Here is a 10,845-nt window from a genome sequence, read left to right on the forward strand (position 1 = left end):
TGCGGACGGTGCAGGTGCGGCCTCCTTCAGCGGCGCCTCGCCCGGGGCAGCCCCGCGACGTCGGGGGCCTCGAAGCCCGGCCGGTGGACGCCGCCGCGGACCCCGCGGTTGGACAGGTGCATCACGAAGGCCAGCACCCGGGCGACCGCGGTGAACAGCTGCGCGGGCACCTCCTGGCCGATGTCGCAGGAGCCGTGCAGCGCCCGGGCCAGCGGGATGTCCTGGACCATCGGCACCCGGCACTCCTCGGCCCGCGCCCGCAGCCGGGTGGCGACCTCCCCGGAGCCCTTGGCGACCACCCGGGGTGCGCCGCGCAGCGGCTCGTACCTCAGCGCGACCGCGACGTGGGTGGGGTTGACCAGCAGCACGTCCGCGTCGGCGACCTCGGACATCATCCGGTTCCGCGACATGGCCATCTGGGTGGCCCGGCGCTGGGCCTTCACGTGCGGGTCGCCCTCGGAGTTCTTGTGCTCCTGCTTGATCTCGTACTGGCTCATCTTGAGCTTGCTCATGGTCTGGTGCCGGACCACCAGGTAGTCGGCGAGGGCGATGGCGAGACCGGTGATGCCCACGACCCGGAACATCAGCACGGCGGACTCGGTGAAGACCCGGGTGACCTCCGACAGCGGCAGCGCACCGGAGGCCGACACCAGGTGCTGGGCCTTGTCCGACGTCGCCCAGATGACGACGGCGAGCGCGATCGTCTTGATCAGCGCCTTGATCGACTCCCAGAGCCCGTGGGTGCCGAACATCCGCTTGAGCCCGGGCAGCGGGTTCAGCTTGGAGAACGTCGGCTTGATCCCCTTGCCGCTGAGCACCACCCCGCCCTGGGCGGCCGAGGCCAGCGTGCCGACCAGCATCATGCCGAGCGCGATGGGCAGGACCGCACCGAGGAACGCGAACAGCGCCTGGCCCATCAGCGCCGACAGCGCCGCCGGCTGCGGGTCGTCGGCCACCGTGCCGATCTGCACGAACAGCTGGCGGACCGACCCGAACGCACGTCCGACGATCATCGGCAGCAGCACGCTGGCGGCGGCCGCGCCGAGCCAGGTGCCCAGCTCCTGCGTCCGCGGGATCTGCCCGTCCTTGCGGGCCTGCTTCAGCTTCTGCGCTGTCGGCTTCTCTGTCTTCTCACCACCCGGTCCGTCCTTGGCCATCTACCCGCTCCGGAAGGAGGTGATCGCCTCGAGGCCGGTGTGCATCAGCGCGTCGAGGGCGGGCGGCAGGAGCGGGAAGGTGAGCCCGAGCAGGGTCAGGGTGAGCAGGATCTTCACCGGGAACCCGAACGCGAAGATGTTCAGCGACGGGGCGGCCTTGGACAGCAGGGCCAGGGCGACGTCGGCGAGCAGCAGCACCGCGACCATCGGTCCGGCGATCTGCAGGGCGGCCAGGAACATCATCGAGAAGACGGTGACGAGGGTGGAGCCGAGCTGGTCGGTGGGCATCGAGCCGCCCACCGGCAGCCCCTCGTAGGAGGTGACGAAGCCGCGGACCAGCAGCAGGTGCCCACCGCTGGTGAACAGCAGCGTGGTCGCCAGCATGTAGTGCAGCTTGCCGATCGAGGAGTGCGTGGTCAGCGACAGCGGGTCGTAGGCCGGCTGCAGCGAGAAGCCACCGGAGAGGTCGATCAGGTCGCCGGCCAGCTGGACGGCGGTGAACAGCACCTGGATGACGAAGCCCAGTGCCGCGCCGATGAGCGCCTCGGTGACCGCGCTGACGATCAGGAAGCCCGCGGTGATGGCCGGCAGGTCGCCGCTGATGTGCGGGAACACCACGATGGCCAGCGCCATGGCCAGCGCGCCCTTCACCGCGGCCGGGATGGCCGCCGAGTTGAAGGGCGGCGCCATGATCACGAACCCGCTGGCGCGCACCGTGGCCAGCAGCAGCGCGGCCAGGGTCGCCGAGGGGACCTGGAGGTCCACCGCAGCCTCAGCTCTGGCCGAGCAGCCGCGGCAGCGAGTCGAACAGCTGGTGGGTGAAGGAGATGAGCTCCGAGAGCACCCAGTTGCCGGTCACCAGCAGCGCGATCGCGACCGCGATCATCTTCGGCACGAAGGACAGCGTCTGTTCCTGGATCTGGGTCGCCGCCTGGAACAGCGAGATCATGAACCCGACCAGCAGGGCGGTCAGCAGGATGGGGGCGGCGACCTTGGCCCCGACCAGCATCGTCTGGGTGGCGATCTCGGTGACGTCGGTGTCAGTCATTCTCGACTCCGGCTTCGTTCCGCTCCTCGGTCGCTGGCGCTCCCTGCGATGCTCGCTCTGCCGTCGTCTTCGAGTTGTCGGTCACGAGTAGGACCCCACCAACGCCGTGGTGATCAGCGCCCAGCCGTCGACCATCACGAACAGCAGCAGCTTGAACGGCAGCGCCACGACCGACGGCGGCACCATCATCATGCCCATCGACATCAGCGCGGCGCTGACCAGCATGTCCAGCACCAGGAACGGGATGAAGATGACCAGCCCGATGATGAACGCGCTCTTCAGCTCGGAGAGCACGAACGCCGGGATCAGGGTCAGCATGCTCACCGACTCCTCGTCGGCCGGCTTCTCCTCCCCGGACAGGCCGATCATGAGCTTCAGCTCGTCGTCCCGGGTGTTGTCCAGCAGGAAGGTCTTCAGCGGTGCCTCGCCGACGTCGTAGGCCTGCGAGGCGGTGATCGTGCCGTCGAGGTAGGGCTGGACGGCGACGTCGTTGATGTCGCCGAACACCGGGCCCATCACGAAGATCGTCAGGAACAGCGCGATCCCGGTGAGCACCTGGTTGGGCGGCGAGGACGCCAGGCCCAGGGCGTTGCGGGTCAGCGACAGCACCACGAGCATCTTGGTGAACGAGGTGACCAGCAGCAGCGCCGACGGCGCGATGGACAGCACCGTGATCGCCAGGATCAGGGTGACGGCCTGGCTGGGGCTGTTGCCACCGACGTTGATGTCGACCCCGCTGCCGTCGACCACCGGGGCGGTCGGGGCCGTGGGCGCGGTGGGCGCGGTGGGCGCGGTGGGTGCCGCGGAGGCGGGGTCGGCCAGCAGGAACCACAGGGCGACGACGGTCAGCACCAGCAGCGGCAGCAGCCAGACGATCCGGCGACCGCGGGCCGCGGAGACCTGCTCGGCGGTCCGGGGGGCGGCCGGCAGCAGGACGGGGAGCGCGGCGGTCATCGGCGCACCGTCCGCTCGCGCAGCTCCTGCACCACCGACGTCCACGTGCCGCGGTCGAGCACCGAGCCGGCCAGTGCACCACCGGAGCGGGCGGGCAGCGCCGGACGGCGGGTCAGCACCCCGGTGGCCGGGTCGTCGTCCACGCCGGCCGGACCGGTGGTGGCCGACCGGGCGAGCTGGGCGTCCAGGGCGGCCGCCAGCTCCTCGTCCTCGACCTCGGCCAGCAGGGTGACCTGCTCCTCGGTGGTGCCGACGACCAGCACCCGGCCGGCGACCCGCAGGACCGACACGCTGCTGGCGCGGCCCATGCGCTGGCGGGCGACGACCTCGATGACACCGGTCGCCCCGCCCAGACCGCGCTTCTTGGCGACCCGGCTGGCGAACAGCAGCACCGCGGCGATGAACGCCAGGCACAGCACCAGGCGCAGGATCATCCAGGTCACGACGCCGGCGTCCCGTACTCGGTGGCGTCGGTGACGATCTCGCTGATCCGCAGCCCGAAGTCCTCGTCGACGACGACGATCTCGCCGCGGGCGATCAGCGTGCCGTTGACGAGCAGGTCGGCCGGTGCCCCGGCGGCGCGGTCCAGCTCGATGACCTCGCCCGGGTGGAGGGAGAGCAGTTCGGAGACCGTCATCCGGGTGCGGCCGATCTCGACGGTGACCTCCATGGCCACGTTGCGCAGCAGGTCCAGGCTGCCGCGGCGCTCGCGCGGCCGCGGCAGGGTGACCTGCAGCGCCAGGGTGGCGGAGACCTCGCCGTTGGCGATCAGCGGCACGGCCAGGAAGACGCCCTTGTCCCGCAGCCCGTCCAGTGCGGCGACGACGTCCTCGACCCGCTCGGCGGCGACCCGCACCCGGCCCAGCGCACCGGCGGCCGCCTCGAGCGCGGGGCGCAGGGCGGTGGCGACGTCCATGGCGCCGACGGGGGAGTTGGTCAGCGCGCCGACGATCTCCTCCGACAGCACGAGCACGATGTCGCCGCTGACCTCGCCGCCGAGCGCTGCGGTGACCGCGGCGCCGGGCGCCGGCGGGAGCGGCACCGACTCGGGGTCGGCCACCGTGTCCCCGGGGCGCAGGTCCAGCTCGGCGGGCATCGCGGCGGCAGCGGCCCGCGCCGCGGCCGCGACGGCCGTGGCGATGGTCTCGGAGTCCGACGAACGGTCAGTGCCGAAGGCGGTGGTCATGCGTTTTCCTTCCCGCTGGTCGCGGTGCCGGGGACGATCTCGGCCGCCAGGCGGCGCCGGTGGTTGCTCGGGAGCGCGTGCGCGAAGATGACGTCGTTGGTCGTGACCTCCAGCGGGGTGTCCTGCGCGTGACGCAGCAGCAGCACGTCACCGACCGCGAGGGACAGCAGGTCGCCGGAGGGGACCTCGAGCGGGTTGAACCGGACGCTGACGTCGACCGGGACCTCGGCCAGCCGCTCCTTGAGCGCCTCGGCGGCGCGCAGCCGCTTGTGCTTCGCCGAGTCCGACAGCTGCGGGGAGGCGGCGTTGTTCAGCGAGGCGGCGAAGGCGGAGAACGGCAGCACCAGCGTCGCGTCGGGCTCGCGGGAGCCGATGCGCATCGAGTAGGTCGCGACCATCACCGTCTCCGAGCCCGCGGCGGCCTGGGCCAGCTGCGGGTTGTACTCGACGCCGTCGAGCACCGGGGTCAGCGGCGTGATGTGCGCGAAGGCCTCGGCCAGCTCGCCGAGCAGCCGCTCCAGCAGGTGGCTGGTGATGGCGCTCTCCATCGCGGTCATCGGCCGGACCGGCTGGTCGCCGGCGCCGGCACCGCCGAGCATGTGGTCGACGATGGCCATCGCGGTGTCCAGCGGGTAGGCCAGGACGCCCTTGCCCGGGAGCGGCTCGAGGGTGAACGTCGCCACGAAGCAGGACAGCGGCAGCGTGGCGATGTAGTCGTCGTAGGAGTACTGCTCGATCCCGACGAGCTCCATCCGGGCGCCGGTGCGCAGCATCGACGTCAGGATGGTCGTCGCCTGGCGGGCGAAGTTCTCCTGCGCGATCTGCAGGATCCGGACGTGCTCACGGGAGAGCTTCGTGGGGCGGCGGAAGTCGTAGGTGCGCGGCTGACGCCGCCGCGAGCGGCCCTGTCCCTCGGGGGTGCGGGGGGCAGGCACGCTGGGCGCGTCGGCCACGATGTCGGACAAGCTCACGCCTGTCCTCATCGGCGGGGGCCCGGTCGACCCTGACCGCCGTTGACCAGCCGGTGCCGGCGGTGCCGGCCCCGGCTGGTGCAGCTGCGCCCGGTGAGGCGCTGGAGCGGCCCCGTTGCCGGGGGGCAACGGGGTCCTTCGACTACTGGGTGACGTACTCGGTGAGGTACACGTCCATGACCTCGTCGTGGTACGCGTGGACGACGGCCTCGGTGAACGCGGCCATCATCGCCTCGCGGTTGGTCTGCACGTCGGTGAGCGAGGCCCCGGAGAACTGGCTGATCGCGATGTCCAGCGCCTTGGAGCCGTCCTGCACCGTCCCGCCGTGGCCGCCGCCCTCGTCGAAGGCGACGGTGTACTGCAGCGTGAACCCGAACTTCAGGTAGCTGCCGCCGGCCAGGTTGATGGCGACCGGCTCGACGGCCAGCACGGAGCCGGCCTCCGGTGCCGGCTCGGCCTCGGCCGACCCGCCGCTGAAGACGAAGAAGTACGCCGCGGCGCCGAGCGCCAGGACGGCGACCAGCCCGATGATCAGCAGCTTCTTCTTGCCGCCCTTGGGGGCGTCCTCCTCCTCGGGCGCTGTCTTCTCCTGCTGCTGCTTCCTGCTCACTGCTCCTCCTCGCTGGCGCTCGTCGGTCGCGTTCGCGCCGCTGCTGTGTCCATCGGCTCGCTCGCGAGCTCGCTCACGGGTGGCCCCCCTCGGAGTCGTGGTCGTCCTGGCTGGCGGTGGTGGTGCTGGTGGTCCCCTGCGCGGCGGCCTCGATGCCGGGCAGCAGGGCGTTGGCGTCGGCCGAGGCCGTGGACACGACGACGATGTCGACCCGCCGGTTGACGGTGACGTAGCTCGGGTCGGAGTCGGGCACCAGCGGCCGGGTGCTGCCGTAGCCGGCGGCCGACAACCGGTCCTCGGGGACACCGTCGGCCTCGGACAGGTGGCGCAGCACCGTGGTGGCGCGCACCGCCGAGAGCTCCCAGTTGGACGGCCACGGGCCGCCCTTGGTGACCGGCAGCGAGTTGGCGTGCCCCTCGACCCGGACCTGGTTGGGCAGCCGGGCGATCGTCGGGGCGAGCGCGTCGAGCACGGTGGCGCCGCTGTCCAGCAGCGCGGCGGACTCGGGGGCGAAGAGCACCGGGTCCGACACCACGTGCACGACCAGGCCGCGCTCGTCGATGACGAACTGGGCCGCGCCGGACTGGCCGGCCGCCGCCAGTGCCTGCTGCAGGGCCTGCTCGGCCTGGGACAGCTGGTCGTAGGCCGCCTTGGCCTCGGCGGCGGTCTGCTGCGCCTGCTGCGCGGCGGCCTCCGCCGCGGCTGCCTTCTCCGCGTCGGTCTGCGCCGTGCCGTCGATGGCGGCGTCCTCGGCGACCTGCACCGGCTGCAGCGGGGTCTGGCTCTGCGCGTCCAGCACCGCGCCGTCGCTGAGGATGGTGACCGGCGCGCCGAACCCCTCCTGCAGGCCCTCGGCGAAGGAGTTGAACTTGGTGACGTCCACCTGGCTCATCGCGAACAGCACGACGAACAGCGCGAAGAGCAGGGTCAGCATGTCGGCGTAGGAGACGAGCCACCTCTCGTGGTTCTCGTGCTCCTCCTCCTCGTGCTTCTTGGGCCGCCGGCCCTTGGGGGCGTGGCCGTGCCCGGAGTTCCTGCTCATGCCGCCTCGCGCTGCTGTTCACTCGGCGGCACGAGCGAGGAGAGCTTGGCCCGGACGGTGCGCGGGCTGGTGCCGGCCTGGATCTCCGCGATCCCCTCGACCAGCAGCTCCATCGCCGCGGCCTGCAGCTCGCTGGTGCGGGTGATCTTCGCGCCCATCGGCAGCCAGAAGACGTTGGCCGAGAGCACGCCCCACAGGGTGGCGACGAAGGCGCTGGCGATCAGCGGGCCGATGGACTCCGGGTCCTGCAGGTTCTCCATGACGTGGATCAGCCCGATGACTGTGCCGATGATGCCGATGGTGGGGGCGTAGCCGCCCATGGCGTTGAAGAACTTCGCGGCGGTCTTGTCCTCGGACTTCTTCGCCGAGATCTCGCCCTCGAGGATGATGCGCAGGTCCTCCGGGTCGGTGCCGTCGATGCTCATCTGCAGCCCGCGCTTGAGGAACGGGTCGTCGATGTTCTTGACCTCGGCCTCGAGGGCCAGCAGGCCCTCCTTGCGGGCCCTCTCGGCCAGGGTGACCAGGGTCTGGATGCGCTCGCTGACCGACGGGAGGGCCGGTGGCATCAGCGCCAGCTTGAACCAGGCGCCGATCTTCTTGACGTCGTTCATCGAGATGCCGCCGATGGCCGCACCGAAGGTGCCGCCGAAGACGAGGACCAGCGGCGGGATGAGGATGATCGCCATCGGGGACGAGCCCTCGAGGATCATCGTCAGCAGGATGGCGCCCATGGCCAGGGCGATGCCGATCAGGGTGGCCGGGTCCATCGGTCAGCGCTCCTCGCGCGAGGGGAAGCGGACGACGGAGGAGTCCGTGGTCGCCTCCCGGGTGTGGGTGACCGGCGGGCGGTACTCACCGCGGTCCATCTGGAAGGCGACGGCCTGGATGCCCGCGCGGTAGTCGCGGATCTCCCGGACCACCTCGTCGACGGCCTCGACGACGACGTACTTGGTGTCGTCCAGCAGCGTGATGACGGTGTCGGGGTGCCCCTCCACGCGCTGGACGAGCTCGGCGTTGAGCACGAAGTGCTCGCCGTTGAGGCGCGTCAGACGGATCACGGGAGGGGTCCTCACAGGGTCGGGGTGGCGGGCGTCGTCGCCGCCGCAGTGGTGTCATCGGCGCCGCGGCGCCGGTGCTTGAGCGGGGACCGGCCCGGTCACCCCGCGAGGTGACCGGGCCGGGAGGAGGGAGGTCCGTGCTCAGCGGCCGAGCTGGACCAGGCTCTGCAGCACCTCGTCGGAGGTGGTGATCACGCGGCTGTTCGCCTGGAAGCCGCGCTGGGCGATGATCAGGTCGGTGAACTCCGACGCCAGGTCGACGTTGGACATCTCCAGCGCGCCGGCGGTGAGGGTGCCGGCGCCGCCGGTCCCGGCGGCGCCGATGACGGCGACACCGGAGTTGTTGCCCACCCGGTAGGAGGAGTTGCCCGACTTCTCCAGCCCGCCGGGGTTGGAGAACGTCGCCAACGCGAGCTTGCCGATGTCCTGGCGCAGGCTGTTGGAGTAGACGCCGACGATCGTGCCGTCGGAGCTGAGCGAGAACGACTGCAGCGTGCCCATCGCGTAGCCGTCGGTGGTGGTGGGCTTCAGCGAGCTCTTCGCACCGAACTGGCTGATCGTGCTCAGGTCCAGGGTGAGGCCACCGCCGGCGGGCTGCGGCCAGCTGGCGGCCGTGGCGGCCGACGGCCGGAAGGTCAGCGTCCGGTCCGCCGCGGCGATCTGGCCGGTCCCGGCGTCGAAGTTCAGCACCGGGGCCTGCACGCCGGCGGTGCCGGCGTCGGAGTCCGGGGTGAGGTCGGCCCCGTTCTCGTCCTTGAGCGTCAGCGACCAGGCGTTGGGGGTCGCCGTCTTGGTGAACGTCGCGGTGACCTGGTGCGCGTTGCCCAGCGCGTCGTACATGGTGATCTGGCTCTCCACCGCGTCGTTGGGAGCCGCCCCGCTGGTGAGGTTGCCGGTGAACCCGCCCTTGGTCGACGCCGAGGGCGGCATCACCTGGCCGTAGGGCACCGACAGGTCGCCGATGGAGCCGTTGGTGTCCACGACGCCGTCGGTGGCCGTCCAGCCCTGCAGGATCGACCCGTCGGAGGTGACCAGCCGGCCCTGCCCGTCGAAGTCGAACGAGCCGGCCCGGGTGAAGAGCTGCTCGTTCCCGGACTGGGTGACGAAGAAGCCGTCGCCGCTGATCATGAAGTCGGTCGACCGGCTGGTGCTCTGCGTCGAGCCCTGGCTGAAGTTGGTGGTGATGCCGGCGACCTTCACACCCAGACCGACCTGGGCCGGGTTGGTGCCACCGGTGGTCTCGGTGGGCGCCGAGCCGTTGCTCAGCACCTGGGACAGCGTGTCCTGGAAGACCGTCTGGCTGGACTTGTAGCCCACCGTGTTCACGTTGGCGATGTTGTTGCCGACGGTGTCCAGCTTGGTCTGGTGTGCCTTGAGGCCGGAGATGGCCGAGAACATGGAACGCAGCATGGGGAGCTCCTCGGGTCGGTGACGGGGATGCGGGGCGGGGACGCCGTCGTCAGCTGGTCGCGGACGTGCCGGTGGCGGGGGTCGGCAGCGCCACCTGGGAGATGCGGGCGAGGTCGACGTCGACGCCGCCGATGACGGCCTGGGACTCCGCCGTGCTGTCGCTGCTGATCTTGACCGCGGTCACCACGCCGGTCCTCGTGGCGCCGTCGGAGTCGGTGTAGGAGACGGTCTGGCCGACCAGCGCACCGGCGCTCAGCGACTTCTGCAGCGTCAGCGACTGGCTGTTCTGCTTCGCGATCGCGTCCAGGCTCTGCACCTGGGCGAGGGTCGCGGTCTGCGCCATCAGCTCGCTGCTGCTGGCCGGGTCACTGGGGTCCTGGTACTTCAGCTGGGCGACGAGCAGCTTCAGGAACGTCTCGGAGTCGAACCCGTTGGCGCCGCTCACCTGGGTGGTGGCGTTGTGGGTCGCCACCTGCCCGGGGCCGCTGACTGGGGCGGTCATCTGGGGGTCTCCCTCACGCGAGGACGTCCACGCCGGACGACGTGGACAGGTCGGAGGTGCGGGCAGTGCTGCCCGCACCGGGGTGGTCACCAGTCAGCGCCCAGCTGCGCGGCCCGGCGGCGGGCTGGCCGGACCGGCCCTGCCGCTGCTGGGAGTCGGCCAGCTGCTGCTGTGCCGCCCGGGCCCACGGGCTGCTCTCCTCGCCGGCGTCGGCGCCGACCTCGAGCCGGTTGAGCGAGACGCCCGCGCCCTCGAGGTCGCGGCGCAGGTCGGGCAGCGCGTCGGCCAGGGCGTGCCGGCCGTGCTCGTGCGCGCCGTGCAGGGTGAGGTCCAGCGTCCCGTTGGTGATGGTGGCCTGGATGGTGACCGGCCCGAGGTCGTCGGGGGTGATGACCAGGGTCATGGTCTGGCTGCCGTCGGGGGCGTTGGTCAGGACGGCGAGCTGGCGCCCCAGCTGGGCCGCGACCGGCGGCTCGCCGCCCGGCACCACGGCCGCCGGGGCAGCGGTCGCCGGCGCGACCGGGACGGCCGGCGCGGTGGGCGCCCCGGCGAACACCGGGTCGACGTCGGGTGCCGGCGCGGCCGCCGTGCGCGAGGACCCCGCCCCCGAGCCACCGGTGCCTCCCTCGGACGTCGCCGCACCGCCGCCGGAGGGGGTGCCCGCGGCGCTGCCGGGCAGCACACCGGCGGCCGGGGCCGGCGCGTCGGCAGCGGGTGACGGGGTGGGCGAGGGACCGGCCCCGGCCGACGCCGGGGTCGCGGTGGCCACGGCGGCTACGACGGTGAACGGGGCGTCGCCGGGCGCCGCCGACGGTGCCGGGGGAGCGCCGCTCGCCGGGAGGCTGGGCGCCGCGGAGACGGCGGCCGGAGCGGCCGGAGCGGCCGGGACCGCGGGGGCGGCCGGGGC

Annotated in this window: 14 protein-coding genes; all 14 read right to left on the minus strand. The window is 72.0% G+C overall.

Annotation, left to right across the window (positions count from 1 at the left end):
• Positions 1-26: 26 nt before the first annotated feature.
• Entirely contained in the window at positions 27-1,157 is a 1,131-nt protein-coding gene (locus tag FHL80_RS13020; protein ID WP_138733839.1) for an EscU/YscU/HrcU family type III secretion system export apparatus switch protein, read from the minus strand.
• Positions 1,158-1,922, minus strand: a complete 765-nt coding sequence (gene fliR, locus FHL80_RS13025; protein ID WP_138733840.1) for a flagellar biosynthetic protein FliR — start codon at positions 1,920-1,922, stop codon at positions 1,158-1,160.
• A 7-nt stretch (positions 1,923-1,929) separates the two neighbouring features.
• A complete protein-coding gene (fliQ, locus tag FHL80_RS13030) occupies positions 1,930-2,205 on the minus strand; it encodes a flagellar biosynthesis protein FliQ (protein WP_026847580.1) in 276 nt (91 codons plus the stop codon).
• Positions 2,206-2,286: 81 nt separating this feature from the next.
• Positions 2,287-3,159, minus strand: a complete 873-nt coding sequence (gene fliP, locus FHL80_RS13040; RefSeq protein ID WP_138733841.1) for a flagellar type III secretion system pore protein FliP — start codon at positions 3,157-3,159, stop codon at positions 2,287-2,289.
• A complete protein-coding gene (locus tag FHL80_RS13045; protein ID WP_246078650.1) occupies positions 3,156-3,593 on the minus strand; it encodes a FliO/MopB family protein in 438 nt (145 codons plus the stop codon). The genes fliP and FHL80_RS13045 overlap by 4 nt, the downstream gene beginning before the upstream one ends.
• A gap of 5 nt (positions 3,594-3,598) precedes the next feature.
• Positions 3,599-4,345, minus strand: a complete 747-nt coding sequence (gene fliN / locus FHL80_RS13050; protein WP_138733843.1) for a flagellar motor switch protein FliN — start codon at positions 4,343-4,345, stop codon at positions 3,599-3,601.
• Positions 4,342-5,316 carry a flagellar motor switch protein FliM gene (locus FHL80_RS13055; protein WP_138733844.1) on the minus strand — a complete coding sequence of 325 codons (975 nt, stop codon included), beginning with the start codon at positions 5,314-5,316 and terminating at the stop codon, positions 4,342-4,344. The genes fliN and FHL80_RS13055 overlap by 4 nt, the downstream gene beginning before the upstream one ends.
• A gap of 142 nt (positions 5,317-5,458) precedes the next feature.
• A complete protein-coding gene (locus tag FHL80_RS13060) occupies positions 5,459-5,926 on the minus strand; it encodes a flagellar basal body-associated FliL family protein (protein ID WP_138733845.1) in 468 nt (155 codons plus the stop codon).
• Between the two features lie 73 nt (positions 5,927-5,999).
• The gene (locus FHL80_RS13065; RefSeq protein WP_138733846.1) at positions 6,000-6,968 is read right to left on the minus strand and encodes a flagellar motor protein MotB; all 969 of its coding nucleotides are present in this window, start codon (positions 6,966-6,968) and stop codon (positions 6,000-6,002) included.
• Entirely contained in the window at positions 6,965-7,735 is a 771-nt protein-coding gene (locus FHL80_RS13070; RefSeq protein WP_138733847.1) for a flagellar motor protein, read from the minus strand. Before FHL80_RS13070 ends, FHL80_RS13065 begins: the two co-directional genes overlap by 4 nt.
• 3 nt (positions 7,736-7,738) lie before the next feature.
• A complete protein-coding gene (locus FHL80_RS13075) occupies positions 7,739-8,026 on the minus strand; it encodes a flagellar FlbD family protein (RefSeq protein WP_138733848.1) in 288 nt (95 codons plus the stop codon).
• Between the two features lie 141 nt (positions 8,027-8,167).
• Positions 8,168-9,436 carry a flagellar hook protein FlgE gene (locus FHL80_RS13080; RefSeq protein ID WP_138733849.1) on the minus strand — a complete coding sequence of 423 codons (1,269 nt, stop codon included), beginning with the start codon at positions 9,434-9,436 and terminating at the stop codon, positions 8,168-8,170.
• A gap of 49 nt (positions 9,437-9,485) precedes the next feature.
• Entirely contained in the window at positions 9,486-9,938 is a 453-nt protein-coding gene (locus FHL80_RS13085; RefSeq protein ID WP_138733850.1) for a flagellar hook assembly protein FlgD, read from the minus strand.
• A 13-nt stretch (positions 9,939-9,951) separates the two neighbouring features.
• The coding region (locus FHL80_RS13090) for a flagellar hook-length control protein FliK (RefSeq protein WP_216870691.1) at positions 9,952-10,845 on the minus strand (894 nt) is incomplete at its 5' end.

Origin of the sequence: Modestobacter excelsi (genome assembly GCF_005930495.1) — a bacterium.
Classification (GTDB): Bacteria; Actinomycetota; Actinomycetes; order Mycobacteriales; family Geodermatophilaceae; genus Modestobacter; species Modestobacter excelsi.

Bases quoted from the DNA above. Each gene is read 5' to 3' on its own strand.
- FHL80_RS13045 (WP_246078650.1), bottom strand. From the start codon at position 3,593: ATGATCCTGCGCCTGGTGCTGTGCCTGGCGTTCATCGCCGCGGTGCTG.
- FHL80_RS13070 (WP_138733847.1), bottom strand. From the start codon at position 7,735: ATGGACCCGGCCACCCTGATCGGCATCGCCCTGGCCATGGGCGCCATC.
- FHL80_RS13080 (WP_138733849.1), bottom strand. From the start codon at position 9,436: ATGCTGCGTTCCATGTTCTCGGCCATCTCCGGCCTCAAGGCACACCAG.
- fliN (WP_138733843.1), bottom strand. From the start codon at position 4,345: ATGACCACCGCCTTCGGCACTGACCGTTCGTCGGACTCCGAGACCATC.
- fliP (WP_138733841.1), bottom strand. From the start codon at position 3,159: ATGACCGCCGCGCTCCCCGTCCTGCTGCCGGCCGCCCCCCGGACCGCC.
- FHL80_RS13065 (WP_138733846.1), bottom strand. From the start codon at position 6,968: ATGAGCAGGAACTCCGGGCACGGCCACGCCCCCAAGGGCCGGCGGCCC.
- FHL80_RS13020 (WP_138733839.1), bottom strand. From the start codon at position 1,157: ATGGCCAAGGACGGACCGGGTGGTGAGAAGACAGAGAAGCCGACAGCG.
- fliQ (WP_026847580.1), bottom strand. From the start codon at position 2,205: ATGACTGACACCGACGTCACCGAGATCGCCACCCAGACGATGCTGGTC.
- FHL80_RS13085 (WP_138733850.1), bottom strand. From the start codon at position 9,938: ATGACCGCCCCAGTCAGCGGCCCCGGGCAGGTGGCGACCCACAACGCC.